Source organism: Streptomyces sp. V4I8, from assembly GCF_041261225.1.
In the GTDB taxonomy this organism is placed as follows: Bacteria; Actinomycetota; Actinomycetes; order Streptomycetales; family Streptomycetaceae; genus Streptomyces.
Map to the genome: position 1 here is coordinate 4,238,560 of NZ_JBGCCN010000001.1, position 18,010 is coordinate 4,256,569.

The window sequence follows — 18,010 nt, forward strand, 5'->3', positions numbered from 1 at the left end:
ATCGGGCCCGCGGGGGCTGCCGCCTACTTCTGCAGGACCGACAAGTCCTCGTCCGCCTCCGGCACAGCCACCATCCCCCGGTCGTCCGGGAGCGTCTGCACGGTGAAGCCGGAGACGCCTTCCGTCGTGGCGGCCAGCGTGCGGGACGCGTACACCGGGCCGCCCGACACCGACTCCACCGTCAGCGCGTAGGTGCCCTTCAGGCCGCTCGGCACCGGCACCTCCACGTCCTGCGTGGTGCCGGACTTGATCGTGTACGTCTTCGTCGCCGCAGTACCGCCGTCGCTTCCCGCCGACGCGGTCACCTTGATCTCCGCTGTGCGGAACGGTGCCGTCACGGACAGCGTCGTGCCCTTCGCCCGGTTGTCCACCGCCGTCGCGCGCGTGCCGACCGGCCGGCTCGCCGGTATGAAGGCCGTCTCCTGCTTGGCCCCCTTCCCGCGCACCACCCGCAGCGCCGCGACGACCGGCACGGACCGATCCGTGGGCGTCAGGACCAGCGACCCGGTCTCGCCCCGCATGATGTCACCGAGATCCACCGCGCTCGTCATGCCCGCCTTGACGTGCAGCGTCTCGTTCCCGGCGGGCGTGATCGGGCCGGACGGCGAGGCGAGGCGCACCTTCAGGTCCGCGTCGGCGTCCCCCGGTGTGAAGGCGACCAGCCGCACAGAGGTGGCGTCCTTCGGGATGCCGGGCAGCACCAGGCTCCCCGCGGGATCGGCGGACGCGGCCAGCCAGTCCCCGCCGAGCTTGTCGTCCAGCGCCTGCACCGACGCACCCACGCGACCACTGCGCACACTCACGTGCACGGTCACGTTGTCCTGCTTCTCGCTGGTCAGCGTGGACAGCAGGACCGGCTCACCGGAGTGCGGCTGAACCGTGATCCCCTCCCCCACCGTGGTCTCGAGCGCACCGTCCTTGCCGTACAGCTCGATGTCCACGACGGCGGCGGAGTCGTCGGGGTTGGTCAGATGAACGTAGTCCGTGCGGTCGGCGGCCATGCTGGCGCCCGGGAACCAGAACTCGGTGTCGGGCGCGGTGCAGTTGACCCCCTGCAGACCACGCCCCGTGCCCGCGGCGACCTCCGTGGTCTCCTGCACGGTCCAGCCGGGCGCGAACTTCCCATCGGCGGTCCCGATCAGCGCCGGCGAGTCGGCCCCCGACGCGTCGCCGGTGACCGGCGTGCCCGGCTCCTTGGCCTCCAGGACCGGCTTGTCGGCCTTCCCGGTCTTCCCCGCCCTGCCCGCGTCGTCGGTCTTCTTGTCCTTGCCGCCCGCCGTGTGGCCCGACTCCTGCGCCGCGGACTGCAGTTCCGCCTTCCCGTCGCTCCCCGCCCCCTTGATGACGGGGGTGAACGAGGTGTACGTCGTCTCGGCGAGGTCCGAGGTGCTCGGCGCCGGGCACAGCAGGCTCGTGCGCTCCACGGGCAGCTCGGCGGCCGCCTTGGCGGTGTTCGCGCCGGACGCGTCCGGCGTGGTGAGCGCCGCGAACCCGGTGACGGCGGCGAGGGCGGTGCCGCCGGCGATCAGGGACAGGGTGGTGCGGTTCACTGCTGGCTCCCGTCGGGACGCTCGCTGCCGTGCGGTTGCTGCTGCGCCGGGTCGTACGTGGGGTCGTAGCCCTGCTGGTACGTCTGGTCGTACGACGTGTCGTACGGCGCCGTGGCGGACTGGCCCCCGTACGCGTACGGGTCGTACTGGCCGCCCTGATACGGATCCGCCTGATACGCCTGGTCGTAGGCGCCGCCCGCCGGGTACTGCTGTCCGCTCTGGTACTGCTCCCCGCCGTAGCCGCCGTAGTCGCCACCGGCGTAACCGGGCGTGTCCCACTCGCCTTGGGCCTGCTGCTGGGGAATCGCGGCCGTCGGCGCTTGCTGCGGAGGCGGCGGGAACTCGCCGTCCTGGCCGGGCTCTTCGGCCTCGGCCTGGGCCCGCAGCCGCCGGGCCCGTCGGCCCTCGCCCGCCATGGCCTCGGCCGGGACGGCCGGCTCCTCGGGCAGGTCGTCGTCGATGTCGCGGCGACGCCCCGGAAGGGCCATCACGACAAGGACGAGGGCGAGGAAGCCCTGGGCCCACAGCCAGGCGGTGTGGCCGATCGGGTCGTCGTAGGTGACGTCCAACCGGCCGCCCTCGGCGGGGAGTTCGAAGCCCTGGGCCCAGCCGTCGACCGTGGTCGCGGTGAGCGGCTTGCCGTCCAGGGCGGCCGTCCAGCCGTCGTCGGCGCTGTCGGCCAGGCGCAGCACACGCCCGTCGGAGCCGCCTGGAATCGTGGTGTGGATGTCGATGGGCCCGGCGGCGACGGGCTGAGGTTCAGCCGAGCCGGACCCGGACTCGGCCCCGGCGACGATGGCCGCACGGGACACCTGCCGGTCGATCCGCCACAACGCGCTGCCGTTCTGCTCGCTCAGCCGCGACAGGCCGGGCGTGGCGTCCAGCACGCGCGCGACCTCGCGCGGCGCGCCCTTGTGGACGAGGACGTAACGCACCGCGAACGCGCCCAGCTGGTCGGCCTGGTCGGCGCCGGAGCCGGCGACGAGGTTGGCGACGATCTTGTCGAGCTTGGCGTTCTCCCCGTCCGCGACGGCGAGTTCGGCGTCACCCAGGCGGGCACCGGAGCCGCGGACGAGCATGTAGCCGACGTGGGCCGGGGAGTCGCTGTCGAGGACGAGGGTGCGGGCCTGGTCGCGGGTACCGCTCTCCTCGGCGACGAACGCGGGCACCTGCACGGGGTCGCGCCGCTCCAGCGGCCCGTCGGCACCGCCGATCATCCAGCCGGCGGCGACGAGCAACGGCCCCGCGGCCGCGGCGAAGGCGACCAGCGCGGCGACCGGCTGGCGCCAGCCGAAGCTCTGCTCGGCCACACGCGCGCGTGCCCCGTCGGCGCCGAGCGCGGCGGCGGCCAGGAGAGCGATGCCGTAGACGAGGGTCGCCGGGCCGGCCCAGGCGGAGCTGTTGGACAGGACCGCGAAGACGAGGCCCACGAGGGCGACAGCCCAGGCCGCCCAGATCCCGAACTGGCGCTCGGAGCGCAGCAGGGCGGCCAGCGCGGCCAGTACGACGCCGATGAGCATCAGCCCGCTGACGGTGCCGGGCCCACCGGGGCTGGCGCCGAGCAGATCCAGGGCGGACGCGGCCGAGGAGCCGTATGCCAGACCGGCCTCCTGGAAGAAGCCGAACGGCAGCAGCGACAGCGACCAGGGCGCGAGAACCAGCAGGGGCACGCCGAGCTGGGCCAGGAAGCGCAGACCGTACGCGGTGATGTCGTCGCGCCGCACCGCCAGGAGCCCGATGCCGAGGACCAGGGCGATCGGCCACACGATCGGCGTGAAGGCCGTGGTGACCGTCAGCAGCAGGGCGTACGCCCAGGTCGCGCGCCAGCTGCCGCGCGCACCGGAGCCGTTCGTGAGGCCGCTCGCCGCGATGCCGGCCCGTGCGACGAGCGGCAGCAGGACGGCGAGGACGGCGGTGCCGACGCGGCCGCCGGCGAGGGCTCCGGTGGCGGCGGGCAGGAAGGCGTAGACGACGGCCGCCCACGCGCGCAGGAGGCGAGACTCGACGAGCGGGCGGGAGGCGAAGTAGGCGGTGAGGCCGGCCAGCGGAACCGAGCAGACCAGCAGGATGGTGACCGCGAGCCCGGTCGAACCCAGCAGCACCGAGGCGAGCATCGCCACGATCGCCAGGTAGGGCGGCGCCGATGGGGTACCGCCCGCGCCCACCGGATGCCAGGCGTCCAGGTAGCGCGACCACAGCTCACCGGAGTCGGCAGGCGCGGGCAGCAACGCGCCACCCGCGAGCGCGCCGCCGCCGAGCAGCGCACGGCAGGCGATCAGCGAGACGAACATCAGCACCAGGAAGAGCACCGGGCCGGGCTTGCGGGCGACACGCTTGAGGCGCGCGAACTGCTCGACCTCCAGGAAGTCCGCGTCGTCGCCGCCGGGCCCGGACTCGATCGCGCCGCCGTGCCGTCCCGCGCCGGCGGCCACCTCGGGGTCGGAGCTGCCGAAGAGGCTGCTCGCGACCTGTTCGACGGTGGCCCGCACGGTCGCGCCCGGCGGCGGGAACAGCGCTCGCAGCTCCCCCTTGTCGATGACGGGATTCCCGCGCCTGCGCCGCCCGGCGATGATCCGCTCGGGCCGCAGCAGCGTGCCGATGAGGCCGCGGATCTCGTCGAGTGCCTGACCGGGGACCTTGCCCACGAGGTAGGCCAGGGTCCGCAGGACCGTGCCGATCACGAGGCGCAGCAGCACCCAGGGCAGCACGGCGGTGCGTGTGTTGACGAGCAGGGTGTAGACGGCGCCCGCCTTGTCGACCTTGTGCGGGGACGCGGCGGTGCGGCCGACGCAGTCGACGGTGCGGCGCTCGCGGGAGGACGCCTCGGCGTGTCGTACGACTGCCTCGGGGGCGACGAGGACGCGGTGGCCGGCGGCCGTGGCGCGCCAGCACAGGTCGACGTCGTCACGCATCAGGGGCAGCCGTCGGTCGAAGCCGCCGAGCTGTTCGAAGATGTCGCGCCGGATCAGCATGCCGGCGGTGGACACGGACAGCACGGACCGGACGTGGTCGTGCTGGCCCTGGTCCTGTTCACGGCGGTCCAGGCCGGTCCAGCGGCGGCCGGAGTGGGCGATGGTGACGCCGACCTCGAGGAGCTGCCGGCGGTCGTACCAGCCGCGCAGCTTGGGGCCCACCACGGCGACGTCGTCGCGGCCCAGCTCGTACTCGTTCTCCACGACCCGCAGCAGCTGGGCCAGGGCGTCGGGTTCGGGGGCGCAGTCGTCGTGCAGGAGCCACAGCCACTGGACCGGCTCCCCGTGGGGGAGTTCGGGCAGGTCGTAGGCGTCGTCGCGCCACGTGCGCGAGACGGGGTCCCAGCCGCTCGGCCGCTTCAGATAGGTCAGCTCGTCCGGGGTGAGGACGGGGGCGGTGCGGTTGGCCTCCTCGACGGCCTGGCCGAATCCGGTGCGCCGGGCGAGGTGCAGTACGCGGTCGTCGCCGAGGGCTTCCGTGACCAGCTGCGCGGATCGGTCCGCGCTGCCGGTGTCGGCCGCCATGGCGAACTGGACGGGGCGCTCCTGGCCGAGCAGCCCGGCGAGCGCGTCGGGCAGCCAGCGGGCGCCGTCGTGGGAGACGAGGACCGCGGTCACCACATGACGCGGGAACTCAGGTGTGGCAGCGACGTCGTGATGGGCTGCCGTGTGGCTGTGCACGGACATCGAGGTACGGGCCCCGGTTCGATGGACTGCGGTGGACGCCTGTGTCCCGAGGGGACAGCGCGGCGTCTCGGACGAGCGACCACACTATCGGCTGGGCATCACGGCGGCCCGCCGCCTGTGGATAACCCACCTGCGACGGGCCGTTCGAGACATATTCGAGACGTATGTACGTGCGAGTGTGTCCGTGCGGGTACGTGCGATGTGTGCGTGCGGGCGCGCTCGGGGCCCTGCCGCCCGGTCCCGCGGCTCGGGCTACGACGGCCTGACGGCCGGTGCGCCGCTCAGACGGCCGCCTTCTTCAGGCGGCGGCGCTCACGCTCGGACAGACCGCCCCAGATGCCGAACCGCTCGTCGTTGGCCAGGGCGTACTCGAGGCACTCGGAGCGGACCTCGCAGGCGAGGCAGACCTTCTTGGCCTCGCGGGTGGAGCCGCCCTTCTCGGGGAAGAAGGACTCGGGGTCGGTCTGGGCGCACAGCGCGCGCTCCTGCCAGCCGAGTTCCTCGTCCGCGTCGTCGACCAGCAGTTGCTGCACCAGCTCGGTCATGTGCGCCCCTCGTCTGTCTTTCGCGTCCCCGTGATGTAGCCGTTACCGATTCCGGCTGAACGACACGAGTGAAATTACAAGTGTGCTGCTCCGGGCGAGTCAAGCCGAGATCTGCTATTGAGCCCCTTATTCACTCTGCGGAACCAAGGCCTAGCGGAAAGTGTTCAAATCGGCCTAAACCTTGACAAGCAGACGAGACCCGGGAGGGCGCCCCACCCCGCTCAGAGCCTGTACGGAAAAGGACGCCCAAAAGTTCGATCTCGTTGCACACACGCGCGGAAGCGAACCGGATCACAGTCGGATCACAGGATCACAACGACGCTCATGCGCCCGGTTGTGCGCCATGTGTCCCGACCACCTCATGAACAAACCTTTCGCCACGGAGATGAACCGGATGAGGTGAAACATGTCCCACATAACGGGCGCCGAGTTGACACTAGAGGTGCAAACCGATGTCCTTGTGGGCATGCTCGCGAACTCGGCACTCACCTCGACCCGCACCGCCGGGTCCCACGGTGCTGCCCGCGCTCGCTGTAGCTGTTGCTGTCCCAGCTGTTGAGCTTCACACCTGCTCCAGCTGTAGGCCGAGCCACCTGTCTCTCGGCTCTCGTTCCCCTCTGACCTTCCTTCACTGAGGAACCACCGCACCCCATGAACAGCGACAGCGACCTCCAGATCGCCGGCGACATCCTCGAAGTCCCGCACCTCCTCCAGGCACCCCGCGAGCACCCGGCCACCGTCGCCGAGTTCGTCGGCCTGGCCCGCTCCATCGCCGACGACCGGTCGCAGTGGGAGCACCTCGTCCGGTACGACGCGACCACGCGCTGGTACCACCGGCTGCACACGGGCCCGGGCTACGAGGTGTGGCTGCTGTCCTGGGTTCCCGGACAGGCCAGCGGCCTGCACGACCACGGCCGGTCCTCCGGCGTGCTGACCGTCCTGGACGGCACGCTGACCGAGCGCACGGAACGCGGCACGCGCGTGCTGGCGGCGGGGGCACAGCGGGTGTTCGCACCGGGCTACACGCACGAGGTCGTGAACGACGCGCTGGAGCCGGCGGTGAGCCTGCACGTGTACTACCCGGGCCTCACGGAGATGCCGATGCACACCCCGGCGGCCTGCGAGGCGCGCACCGAGCCGCGTCCCGTGACTGCCTGACGCGTTGTCGTACCCGCCTGCAAGACTGCTCCCATGCGCATTGTGGTTCTGGCAGGCGGCATCGGTGGTGCCCGGTTCCTGCGCGGTCTGAAGCGGGCCGCGCAGGACGCGGACATCACGGTCATCGGCAACACCGGGGACGACATCCACCTCTTCGGGCTGAAGGTCTGCCCGGACCTCGATACGGTGATGTACACGCTCGGCGGCGGCATCAACGAGGAGCAGGGCTGGGGCCGGGCCGACGAGACCTTCCACCTCAAGGAGGAGCTCGCGGCGTACGGCGTGGGGCCGGAGTGGTTCGGGCTCGGCGACCGGGACTTCGCCACGCACATCGTGCGGACGCAGATGATCGGCGCCGGATACCCGCTGAGCGCGGTGACGGAGGCGCTCTGCGACCGCTGGAAGCCGGGAGTCCGTCTCATCCCCATGACCGACGACCGCGTCGAGACGCATGTCGCGGTCGAGGTGGACGGCGAACGCAGGGCCGTTCACTTCCAGGAGTACTGGGTGCGGCTGCGCGCCTCGGTGCCGGCCGAGGCGATCGTGCCGGTCGGCGCGGAGCAGGCCAAGCCGGCGCCGGGCGTCCTGGAGGCGATCGCCGACGCCGACGTCATCCTCTTCCCGCCGTCCAACCCGGTCGTCTCGGTCGGCACGATCCTCGCCGTGCCCGGCATCCGCGAGGCGATCGCCGACGCCGGAGTGCCGGTCGTCGGGCTCTCCCCGATCGTCGGGGACGCGCCCGTGCGCGGGATGGCCGACAAGGTGCTCGCGGCGGTCGGCGTGGAGTCGACGGCCTCCGCGGTCGCCGAGCACTACGGCTCGGGACTCCTCGACGGCTGGCTCGTCGACACCGTGGACGCGGCTTCCGTGGAGCGGGTCGAGGCGGCCGGGATCCGCTGCCGGGCCGTGCCGCTGATGATGACCGACCTCGACGCGACCGCGCGGATGGCCAGGGAGGCGCTGACGCTGGCGGAGGAGGTGCGGGGGGCTTGAGCGAGGTGTCTGCCGACGGCTACCGGGTCTGGGCCGTCTCCGGGATTCCCGAGGTCCGGCAGGGCGACGACCTCGCCAAACTGATCGCCGCCGCCGAACCCGGCCTCGTCGACGGAGACGTGCTCCTCGTCACCTCGAAGATCGTGTCCAAGGCCGAGGGGCGGATCGTCGAGGCGGCCGACCGGGAGGCCGCGATCGACGCGGAGACCGTGCGGGTCGTGGCGCGCCGCGGCGCCCTCCGTATCGTCGAGAACCGGCAGGGGCTCGTGATGGCCGCCGCCGGGGTCGACGCCTCCAACACCCCCGCCGGGACCGTGCTGTTGCTGCCCGAGGACCCGGACGCGTCCGCACGGGCGATCCGGGACGGGCTGCGGGACGCCCTCGGCGTCGAGGTCGGGGTCGTCGTCACCGACACCTTCGGGCGGCCCTGGCGTGCCGGGCTCACCGATGTCGCGATCGGCGCCGCCGGCATCCGCGTACTCGACGATCTGCGCGGGGGCACGGACGCGTACGGCAATCCGCTCAGCGCGACCGTCGTGGCGACGGCGGACGAGCTGGCCGCCGCCGGTGACCTGGTCAAGGGCAAGGCCGCCGGGCTGCCCGTCGCCGTCGTGCGCGGGCTGGCGCACACGGTGGCCGAGGACCACGGCGAGGGGGCGCGGGCCCTGGTGCGCGGCGCGCGTGACGACATGTTCCGGCTGGGGACGTCGGAGGCCGTACGGGAGGCGGTCACCCAGCGGCGTACCGTACGGGCCTTCACGGACGAGCCCGTGGACCCCGGGGCCGTGCGACGGGCGGTCGCGGCGGCTGTCACCGCTCCGGCGCCGCACCACACCACACCGTGGCGGTTCGTGCTGCTGGAGTCGGAGGAGTCGCGGACGCGGCTGCTCGACGCGATGCGGGACGCGTGGATCGCCGATCTGCGGCGGGACGGCAAGAGCGAGGAGTCCATCGCCAAGCGGGTGCGACGCGGGGACGTCCTGCGGAACGCGCCGTACCTGGTGGTGCCCTGCCTGGTCATGGACGGTTCGCACACGTACGGCGACGCGCGGCGGGACGGTGCCGAGCGGGAGATGTTCGTCGTCGCGACCGGGGCCGGAGTGCAGAACCTCCTGGTGGCGCTGGCCGGGGAGCGGCTGGGCTCGGCGTGGGTGTCGTCGACGATGTTCTGCCGGGAGGTCGTACGGGAGGTGCTGGGGCTGCCGGGGGACTGGGATCCGATGGGGGCGGTGGCCGTCGGTCATCCGGCGGAGGAGCCGCGGGCGCGGCCGGAGCGGGATGCGGGGGCTTTCATCGAGGTTCGCTGAGGCGGGGCGGGTAGGGACTGGTAGGGCCTACGCTCGTAGGAGCTCTACGGGGCTTGTCTTCGTGCTCGTCGAAGCTCGTCTTCGTGCTCGTCGAAGCTCGTCTTCGTGCTCGTCGAAGCTCGTCTTCGTGCTCTCCGAAGCTCGTCTTCGTAGGGCCTCCGGTACTCATGCTCGTACGACCCTTCCGCTCCCCCAGCACTCCTAGGACCTCACCCGTGGCAGGACGTTTCGATCCGCGGCCCACGCGTACGACCGTGCGCGGTGGGCATGTCGCCGTGTCCGCGGGTGTGCCGCGGCAGGCTGTCGCGCCGGGGAGGGTGCGGACGGTGGTGCCGGACGGGCCGCTCGATCTCGGGCTGGTGCTGGGGCCGCTGAGGCGTGGGCCGGGGGATCCGACGTTCCGGGCGATGCCGGACGGGTCCGTGTGGCGGGCCTGCCGTACGCCTGCCGGGGCCGGGACTCTGCGGGTCGCCGCGCGGGGGGCCGCGGTGCGGGGCGAGGCCTGGGGGCCGGGGGCCGAGTGGCTGCTGGAGCAGTTGCCGGAGTTGCTCGGGGCCGCCGACGATCCGTCCGCCTTCGTGCCGCGGCATCGGCTGCTGGCGGTGACTCGGCATCGGCGGCCGGGGCTGCGGTTGACGCGGACCGGGCTGGTGCTGGAGTCGTTGATTCCGTCGATTCTGGAGCAGAAGGTCACGGCCGATGAGGCGTATCGGGCGTGGCGGTTGCTGGTGCGGAAGTTCGGGGAACCGGCGCCGGGGCCCGCGCCGGGGCGGATGTGTGTGATGCCGGACGCGGCGGAGTGGCGGCTGATTCCGTCCTGGGAGTGGCATCGGGCCGGGGTCGACAACAAGCGGGCGTCCACGATTCTGCGGGCCGTGCGGGTTGCCGCGCGGCTGGAGGAGGCGGTGCGGATGCCTCCGGCTGAGGCGCAGGCTCGGTTGGAGGTGGTGCCGGGGATCGGGCCGTGGACGTCGGCGGAGGTGGTGCAGCGGAGTCATGGGGCGGCGGATGCGGTGACGGTGGGGGATCTGCATCTGCCGGGGATCGTGGGGTGGGCGCTCGCGGGGGATCGGGATGCGGACGACTCGGTGATGCTGGAGTTGTTGGAGCCGTATGCGGGGCAGCGGCATCGGGCGGCTCGGTTGATCTTGTTGAGTGGGCGGGTGCCGGCGCGGCGGGCTCCGCGGATGCCGCGAGGGGATATCGGGCGGTTGTGAGGGGTGGGTGGGGCCCCGGCTCTGCTCGCCCCGCCGCCCCTACCCGTCCCATCCCTGAAGGGGCTCCGCCCCTTCGACCCCGCCAGGGGGCTGCCGCCCCCTGCACCCCCGCTTCGGCCCGAAAGGCCTCGTCCTCAAACGCCGGACGGGCTGGAGATGCCCGGACCGGCGCCCAGAGTGACCGCCTCCGACCGTGAGGCCGAGCGGAGCGTGGGCGTCAGCAGCCGTGCGGCGGAGCGGGCTTCGCTACACATCCGACGAGAACCGCACCGACCCCGCCGGGATCCGCGCGTCGCACCACACCCGTACGCCCTCCCTCAGCTCGTTGTCGGCGCCGATCACCGCGCCGTCGCCGATGACCGTGCCGGTGAGGACGGAGCGTTCGCCTACGCGGGCGCGGGTGCCGATGAGGGAGTCGGTGATGATCGCGCCGGGTTCGATGACGGCGCCCGGGAGGATGGTGCTGCCGAAGACGCGGGCGCCCTCGGCGACGAAGGCGCCCTCGCCCACCACGGTGCCGCCGGTCAGCTTGGCGTCGGGGGCCACGGTGGCCGTGGGGAGGACCAGGCGGTCGCCGCAGCGGCCGGGGACGGCGGGGGAAGGGGCGCGGCCCAGGACGAGGTCGGCCGAGCCTCGGACGAAGGCGGCCGGCGTGCCCAGGTCGAGCCAGTACGTGGAGTCGACCATGCCCTGCAAGTGGGCCCCGGCCGAGAGGAGGTCGGGGAAGGTCTCGCGTTCCACCGAGACCGGGCGGCCCGCGGGGATCGTGTCGATGACCGAGCGGCGGAAGACGTAGGCGCCCGCGTTGATCTGGTCGGTGACGATCTCCTCGGGGGTCTGGGGCTTCTCCAGGAACGCTGTCACTCGGCCCGTGTCGTCCGTGGGGACCAGGCCGTACGCCCTCGGGTCCGTGACCTTCGTGAGGTGGAGGGAGACGTCCGCGCCCGTCGTCTCGTGCGTGCGGACCAGGGCCCTGATGTCCAGGCCGGTCAGGATGTCGCCGTTGAAGATCAGGACCGGGTCGTCGGGGCCGGAGTGGAGACGGGACGCCACGTTGCGGATCGCGCCGCCCGTGCCGAGGGGCTCCTCCTCCGTGACGTACTCCAGGTGGAGACCGAGCGCCGAGCCGTCGCCGAAGTACGGCTCGAAGACCTCGGCCAGGTACGACGTCGCCAGGACGATGTGGTCCACGCCCGCCGCTCTCGCTCTCGCCAACTGGTGCGTGAGGAACGGGACCCCGGCCGCCGGGACCATGGGCTTCGGCGTGTGCACGGTGAGCGGGCGCAGCCGAGTGCCCTTGCCGCCGACCAGGAGGATCGCTTCTGTCACCTGTCGTCTCTGCTTCCTGCCGGGACCGGCCGAACTGTCTTTCGACCGGCCAGTGTATGCAGACCGTTGTACGGCCCTCTCGACGGCAGTGCGGTACTCCGCGGTTCCGTGTCGGCTCAGCGACCCTGGTAGCGGGCCGCCGAGGCGCGGGCCGAGCCGAGCTTGCGGTAGAGCTGCCGTCCGGGGCACTCCGTGGAGTAGCCGTCCCGATGGCCGGAGATCACATTCAGTCGTACGTTCTTTCCCTTTCGGTAGAGATTGCCACCGCCGGACGTCAGGTATGTCTTTCCGCGCGGATTGGCGCCGTACAGGCCCAGCTTCCAGGCGGTGAGCCGGGCCACGGCCTTCACCGAGGCGTTGGTCGGCTTGGTGGTGCCGTAGCTGCCGAGGACGGCGATCCCCATGCTGTTGGAGTTGAAACCGAGGGTGTGGGCACCCAGGACGGGCTTCGCCACTCCCCCGGCACGGCCCTCGTAGATGTTTCCGCACTTGTCGACGAGGAAGTTGTAGCCGACATCGCGCCAGCCCATGCTCTTGACGTGGTAGCGGTAGATACCGCGAATGAGCGAGGGGGCCTGCGAGCACGAGTACTTGCTGCCGGTCGCCGTGTGGTGCACGAAGGCCGCCTTCACCTTCTTCGTGTAGGAGAACTGCCGCTCCCGCCACCCCTCGTTCGCGCCCCAGCCGCGCCGTGTGACGATGCGCGGCCGCGGTCCGATGTACGGCTTCGCCCGCTGGGCCTCCGTCAACTCGTTGCCGCGCAGGGCCAACAGCTCCCGTTCGGTCGCGGCCCGGCCGAGCGCGGGGATCTCGGCGGCGCCGACGGGGGCGAGTTCGGCGTTGGCGCCGGAGGCGGCGAGGACCTCGGCGGTCTCGACGGTCTCGGGGTTCAGCGATCCGGGACGGGGGGCGCCGGCGGGGTCCACCTTCTCGGGGGCGGGCTCACCGGGGTCGACGAGTTCGAGGCGGAGGCCCGCGGGGAGCGTGGCGGCACCCTCGGGGTGGGCCGTCGAGTCGTCACCGCCGCCCCGCACCTCGTCCTCGGGTCCGTCGGTCGGCCGGGGCCCGGCGGGCTCCGCCGTGACCCGCACTTCCACACCGTCCGACTCGCCGACCCACAACGGCGCCGTGGAGCCGCGCACCCGGCCCGAGGCGGGCTCGTCGGTGCCCGGGTCGGCCGCGTGTGCGCTGTTGTGCGTATCGAGGTCCTGCCAGCCGGACCACTTGCCCGTGCCGACGGAGCGGGTACGGACCTGGACGCGGCCGTGCAATTCGTTGTCCGGGGTGTCCCAGGTGACGCCGACGAGGGAGAAGTGCCGTACGTCGCCGGGGGACAGCCCTTGTTCGGCAGGGTCACCGGCATCGCGGTCACGGGCGGAGGAGACGAGGGGCAGGGACTGGGTGCTGCCGGGAACGGACGGCTCCGCGCCCTCCTGACGCACCGCCGGCCCGGCCACCGCCCGCCCGCTCGTGGCCACTTCCGCTCCGAGCGCCGGTCTCGCGGTCGTCGCGACGGCGGGTGGGATGAGCGGGAGGGTGAGAACGGCCGCGCACGTGACACCGATTGAGGAAGCAAGGAATCCACGCATACCCCTGATGTTGGACATAGTCATACAAACCTGTCCAACGGGGAACTGACGAGACGTCGACCTGAGACTGGCCCGAACCGGTGGCGAGCGGCTGCCCCCACCAACGGGTACGCCCCCGCCCTCCCGCGTACGCTTGCGCGGGTGAACGCCACCGATCGCACCCCTGCCGACCTGCTGCGTTCCGCGCTCGCCGCGGATCCCGGACGCCCCCTGGTGACCTTCTACGACGACGCCACCGGGGAACGCGTCGAATTGTCCGTGGCCACCTTCGCCAATTGGGTGGCCAAGACCGCGAACCTGCTCCAGGGCGACCTCGGCGCCGGACCGGGTGACCGGGTCACGCTGCTGCTGCCCGCGCACTGGCAGACGGCGGTGTGGCTGCTGGCGTGTTCGTCGGTGGGCACGATCGCGGACATCGGCGGGAACCCGGCGGCGGCCGACGTGGTCGTGAGCGGACCGGAGAGCCTGGAGGCCGCGCAGGCCTGCCGCGGCGAGCGGATCGCCTTGGCGCTACGCCCACTGGGCGGCCGCTTCCCGCAGCCCCCGGCCGGCTTCGCCGACTACGCCGTGGAGGTACCGAGCCAGGGCGACCGTTTCACCCCCTACGCTCCGGTCGATCCGGAGGACCCGGCCCTCATCGTGGCCGGCCGGGAGTTCAGCGGCGCCGAGGTCGTCGAACGCGCCCGCGCCGAGGCAACAGCGCTGGGCCTCACGGGCCCCGGCTCACGGATCCTCTCCGCCCTGCCGTACGACACCTGGGAGGGCCTCAACGCCGGGCTGTACGCCCCCCTCGCGACCCACGGCTCGGTCGTCCTGTGCCGCCACCTCGACTCCCTCCCCGAGGACGCCCTGGCCAAGCGCATCGACACCGAACGCGTAACGACGACGGCCCGCCGCTAGGGCCTGTCGTTTGGATCATGGCGGCGTCGCGGAGTCCGGCACGCCTGTGCGCCGTCAGGCCGGGCCTGGAATGTCCGGCCGCCGCAGGCACCCGTAACCCGTTCGGCCCCCCACCACCCACCCCCCGCCCCCCATCCAAGCCATGGTCGTAACAGCAGCCCACACCACACGCAGCACGCACTGAGGGGTGGACCCAGCCGTGACCGACACCGCACGCGCGCGCAGCAGAAGGGGGCCGGTACGGCGGTGGGCGCGGCGCGGAGCCCTCGGCGTAGGGCTCATACTCGTCGCCGCCGCCGGAGTCGGATGGGCCGTGTACGCCAAGCTCGACTCCAACATCACGCCCGACGAGGCCGCCGCCGCCGAACTCGCCCGGTACGAGAAGGAGCGCCCCACCTCACTCGTGCGCGACGCCCAGAACATCCTGCTCATCGGCTCGGACTCGCGAGCGGGCCGGGCGAACCGGCGCTACGGACGCGACTCCGGTACCGAGCGGTCCGACACCACCATCCTGCTGCACCTCTCCGCCGAGCGCCGCAGCGCCACCGCGGTATCGATACCCCGCGACCTGATGGTGGACGTCCCCGGCTGCCGCCGCCGCGACGGCACCCGCACCGAGCCGATGTTCGCGATGTTCAACTACGCCTTCCAGAAGGGCGGTTCGGCCTGCACGATCCGCACCGTGGAGCGGCTCACCGACATCCGCATCGACCACCACGTGGTCGTCGACTTCCACGGTTTCAAGGAGATGGTCGACGCCGTCGACGGCGTCGAGATCTGCCTCGCGAAGCCCATCGACGACAAGGCCGCAAAACTGCGGCTCCCGGCCGGAAAGGTGACGCTCAACGGCGAGCAGGCGCTCGGCTACGTCCGCGCCCGCAAGTCCCTCGGCGACGGCAGCGACACCGACCGCATGGAGCGCCAGCAGCGCTTCCTCGCCGCGCTCGTGCACAAGGTGCAGAGCAACAACGTCCTACTGAATCCGGTCAGGCTCTACCCCGTCCTGGACGCCGCGACCTCCTCCCTCACCACCGACCCGCCCCTGGCCACTTTGCGCGGTTTGTACGAACTCGCCCGCGGGGTGCGCGACATCCCCACCGAACGCGTGCAATTTCTCACGGTCCCTCGGGAGTCGTACATATACAACGCCAATCGCGATCAACTCGTGGAGCCCGAAGCGGAGCGGCTCTTCGAACGACTGCGGATCGACGCTCCGGTGAAAGTAGTGAATTCGCCCGAAACGTCCCAGGGGCTACCCCAGGGTTCTTCGCACAGGAGTTCCCACAACAGCGCCAAAAAGCCCGACGGCGACGAGCCGGGCGAGCCCGCGGCCCCCTCCTCCCCGACACCCACCTTTCGCGGCAACACCGCCGCCGAGAACCCCTGCAGGTAAAGCGCTCACCAAGTCGACGAACCCCAGTTCAAAGAAATGCGCCGGATTGCCCAGTTGTAGGGACGTGGAATTTGTCACCGTCGTCGCTTGACGCTGAACTGGGCGGATAGTGTGAGCGATCCGGTGCACCCGGCCGTAGTTAGGCTTGCGCACTGTTTGACCGAGACCCGAGCGCCTTGGAGGGGGTAGGCGCCGCGTGGCCCCGACGGAGGATTCAGACAACCGTGGACGCGCAAGGCCGTGGGCGGGCGGACGACATCGATCCCGCAGACCAGTGGGTGCTCAATCCGAACACCGGTGAATACGAACTGCGACTGACTCCTTCCGCACCGCAGTCGTCGGTTCCGGGACCTCGCAGATCCGCCTCCCGGCCCGGCGCCGCCGCACGCGCGGCCGGCCCGAGCGCCGGGGCCGCGACGAGCGCCGGTGCCGGAGGTGCCGTACGCAGCCGGACCGCCGCCCCGGGCCGAGACGGCCGCGAGCCACGTCCGGACCGCACCGCGCCCGGCCGTGAGGTCCCCTCGCAGCGCAGACGCCGAGGCGCGCCCGAGGAGCCCTCGGCGGGGAGGCGCGGTCGTCGGCCGGCGAAGAAGAACAAGGCGAAGAAGGCCCTGCTCTGGACCGGCGGTGTGACGGCGTTCGTGGTGCTCGCCGCCGCCGTCGGCGGGTACCTCTACCTCGAGCACCTCAACGACAACATCCAGTCCGTCTCCGACGACGGCGCGAGCACCGGTGGCTTCTCGAAGGACAAGGCCATCAACATCCTGCTCATCGGCACGGACAAGCGCACGGGCGCGGGCAACGACAAGTACGGCGACTCGGGCAGCGCCGGGCACGCCGACACCACGATCCTGCTGCACGTCTCCAAGGACCGCTCGAACGCGACCGCGCTCAGCATCCCGCGCGACCTGATCGTCGACATCCCGGACTGCCAGACCACGCAGGAGGACGGCACCCAGAAGGTCATCCCGGGCGAGACCGGTGTCCGCTTCAACACCAGCCTCGGCCAGGAGGGCCGTACGCCCAGCTGCACCATGCGGACGGTCACCGAGCTGACCGGGATCAAGCCGGACAACTTCATGGTGGCCGACTTCAACGCGGTGAAGACCCTGACGACGGCGGTCGGCGGCGTCGAGGTGTGCCTGGCCAAGGACATCGACGACCCGGACTCGCACCTCAAGCTGTCGGAGGGCAAGCACGTCATCGAGGGCGAGCAGGCGCTGGCCTTCGTCCGCACCCGGCACTCCGTCGGCTTCGGCGGTGACCTGAGCCGGATCGGGCTCCAGCAGCAGTTCCTCAGCGCGCTGATGCGGAAGCTGAAGTCCAACGACACGCTCAGCAGCCCGACCAAGATGATCAAGCTGGCCGAGGCGGGTACGAAGGCGCTGACCGTCGACAGCAACCTGGACAGCATCGACAAGCTGAAGGACCTCGGTCTGGAGCTGGGCAAGCTCAACACCAAGAACCTGACCTTCACCACGATTCCGGTGATCGACAACCCGGCCGAGAAGGTGAAGGCGACCGTCGTGCTCAACGAGACGACGGCTCCCCAGGTCTTCCAGGCGATCCAGAACGACGTCTCCTTCACCGCCGTCAAGCAGCAGAAGAAGAAGGAGGCCGCCGCCGTGGCCGCCCGGCTCAAGGGCACCAAGGCCGCCGCCTCCGAGGTGCGGGTGCAGGTCTTCAACGGCGGGGCTCCCGCGGGCAGCGCCCAGGAGACCCTCTCCTGGCTGCAGACCGAGGAGAACGTGACCAAGTCGGAGAACGCGGGCAACGCCCCGGCGACGCTGTCGAAGACGACGCTCGAGTACGCGCCGGACCAGGCGGACCAGGCACGCCGGCTCGCCGCCATCATGGGGCTCTCCGGTTCCGCGATGAAGCCCGGCAAGAGCGTGACCAACTCCCAGGGCCTGCCCACGATGACCCTGACACTGGGCAAGGACTTCAAGGGGGCGGGCGTGTCGCTCACGGCCCCGACGAAGGCGCCCGACGTGGAGAAGTCCACGGCCGACAAGGTCGAGTGCGCGCAGTAGCGGCCCACCGGGCCCGTCCCACATCCGACTTGGAGTGAGACGGGCCCGCTCCCGGTACGGCATCCGCGGCGCACGGCGTCCGCGGCGCACGCAAGCTGCCGCCCAGGAAAGGTGCGGCTCACGAAATCTGCGGCGGGGAACGCAACTGTCCCGGACGCTCGTTGGTCTGACACTCGACACCGGTGCGTCGGCCGGCGTTGGCCGGGCACGGCACGTGGCCGTACCCGGCGTGGATTTTGCCGACGCGTGGCCAACCCGGTTCGGACCCACAGAGGTCTGACAGGTTGCGAAGCGGTGCCGGACAGGGTGGTCTGACATGGTGCGCACCGCACCGGAC

At 71.6% G+C, this 18,010-nt stretch carries 12 protein-coding genes; 7 read left to right on the forward strand and 5 right to left on the reverse strand.

Annotated elements, in window-relative coordinates; all coding sequences use genetic code 11:
- Positions 1-23: 23 nt before the first annotated feature.
- From ABIE67_RS19195 to ABIE67_RS19205, 3 genes are all read right to left on the reverse strand, one after another.
- A complete protein-coding gene (locus ABIE67_RS19195; RefSeq protein WP_370259048.1) occupies positions 24-1,550 on the reverse strand; it encodes a DUF5719 family protein in 1,527 nt (508 codons plus the stop codon).
- On the reverse strand, positions 1,547-5,209 hold the full coding sequence (locus ABIE67_RS19200; RefSeq protein WP_370259049.1) for a glycosyltransferase: 3,663 nt from the start codon (positions 5,207-5,209) through the stop codon (positions 1,547-1,549). Before ABIE67_RS19200 ends, ABIE67_RS19195 begins: the two co-directional genes overlap by 4 nt.
- A 281-nt stretch (positions 5,210-5,490) precedes the next feature.
- Positions 5,491-5,754, reverse strand: a complete 264-nt coding sequence (locus ABIE67_RS19205) for a WhiB family transcriptional regulator (protein WP_003975777.1) — start codon at positions 5,752-5,754, stop codon at positions 5,491-5,493.
- Positions 5,755-6,405: 651 nt separating this feature from the next.
- Between ABIE67_RS19205 and ABIE67_RS19210 the strand changes: the two genes are divergently transcribed.
- The 4 genes from ABIE67_RS19210 to ABIE67_RS19225 all read left to right on the forward strand — a co-directional run bounded on the left by ABIE67_RS19210 (position 6,406) and on the right by ABIE67_RS19225 (position 10,429).
- The gene (locus ABIE67_RS19210; protein ID WP_370259050.1) at positions 6,406-6,912 is read left to right on the forward strand and encodes a cysteine dioxygenase family protein; all 507 of its coding nucleotides are present in this window, start codon (positions 6,406-6,408) and stop codon (positions 6,910-6,912) included.
- Positions 6,913-6,945: 33 nt separating this feature from the next.
- Complete coding sequence (cofD, locus tag ABIE67_RS19215; protein WP_370259051.1) at positions 6,946-7,905, forward strand: 2-phospho-L-lactate transferase; 960 nt, start codon at positions 6,946-6,948, stop codon at positions 7,903-7,905.
- Positions 7,902-9,212 (forward strand): coenzyme F420-0:L-glutamate ligase, encoded by a 1,311-nt coding sequence (locus tag ABIE67_RS19220; RefSeq protein ID WP_370259052.1) that lies wholly within the window; start codon positions 7,902-7,904, stop codon positions 9,210-9,212. Before cofD ends, ABIE67_RS19220 begins: the two co-directional genes overlap by 4 nt.
- 215 nt (positions 9,213-9,427) lie before the next feature.
- Entirely contained in the window at positions 9,428-10,429 is a 1,002-nt protein-coding gene (locus tag ABIE67_RS19225) for a DNA-3-methyladenine glycosylase (RefSeq protein ID WP_370259053.1), read from the forward strand.
- A 246-nt stretch (positions 10,430-10,675) separates the two neighbouring features.
- Here ABIE67_RS19225 and ABIE67_RS19230 read toward each other — a convergent pair whose 3' ends face one another.
- The gene (locus ABIE67_RS19230; protein ID WP_370259054.1) at positions 10,676-11,758 is read right to left on the reverse strand and encodes a sugar phosphate nucleotidyltransferase; all 1,083 of its coding nucleotides are present in this window, start codon (positions 11,756-11,758) and stop codon (positions 10,676-10,678) included.
- 116 nt (positions 11,759-11,874) lie between these two features.
- Positions 11,875-13,365, reverse strand: a complete 1,491-nt coding sequence (locus ABIE67_RS19235; protein ID WP_370259055.1) for an N-acetylmuramoyl-L-alanine amidase — start codon at positions 13,363-13,365, stop codon at positions 11,875-11,877.
- A gap of 123 nt (positions 13,366-13,488) precedes the next feature.
- Here ABIE67_RS19235 and ABIE67_RS19240 point away from each other — a divergent pair, with 123 nt between their 5' ends.
- The 3 genes from ABIE67_RS19240 to ABIE67_RS19250 all read left to right on the forward strand — a co-directional run bounded on the left by ABIE67_RS19240 (position 13,489) and on the right by ABIE67_RS19250 (position 17,673).
- Positions 13,489-14,247: a TIGR03089 family protein gene (locus ABIE67_RS19240; protein ID WP_370259056.1), complete on the forward strand. Its 759-nt coding sequence runs from the start codon at positions 13,489-13,491 to the stop codon at positions 14,245-14,247.
- Between the two features lie 199 nt (positions 14,248-14,446).
- Positions 14,447-15,640: an LCP family protein gene (locus ABIE67_RS19245; RefSeq protein ID WP_370259057.1), complete on the forward strand. Its 1,194-nt coding sequence runs from the start codon at positions 14,447-14,449 to the stop codon at positions 15,638-15,640.
- A 224-nt stretch (positions 15,641-15,864) separates the two neighbouring features.
- A complete protein-coding gene (locus ABIE67_RS19250; protein WP_370259058.1) occupies positions 15,865-17,673 on the forward strand; it encodes an LCP family protein in 1,809 nt (602 codons plus the stop codon).
- Positions 17,674-18,010: the final 337 nt, after the last annotated feature.

Bases quoted from the DNA above. Each gene is read 5' to 3' on its own strand.
- ABIE67_RS19200 (WP_370259049.1), bottom strand. From the start codon at position 5,209: ATGTCCGTGCACAGCCACACGGCAGCCCATCACGACGTCGCTGCCACA.
- ABIE67_RS19235 (WP_370259055.1), bottom strand. From the start codon at position 13,365: ATGTCCAACATCAGGGGTATGCGTGGATTCCTTGCTTCCTCAATCGGT.
- ABIE67_RS19205 (WP_003975777.1), bottom strand. From the start codon at position 5,754: ATGACCGAGCTGGTGCAGCAACTGCTGGTCGACGACGCGGACGAGGAA.
- ABIE67_RS19210 (WP_370259050.1), top strand. From the start codon at position 6,406: ATGAACAGCGACAGCGACCTCCAGATCGCCGGCGACATCCTCGAAGTC.
- cofD (WP_370259051.1), top strand. From the start codon at position 6,946: ATGCGCATTGTGGTTCTGGCAGGCGGCATCGGTGGTGCCCGGTTCCTG.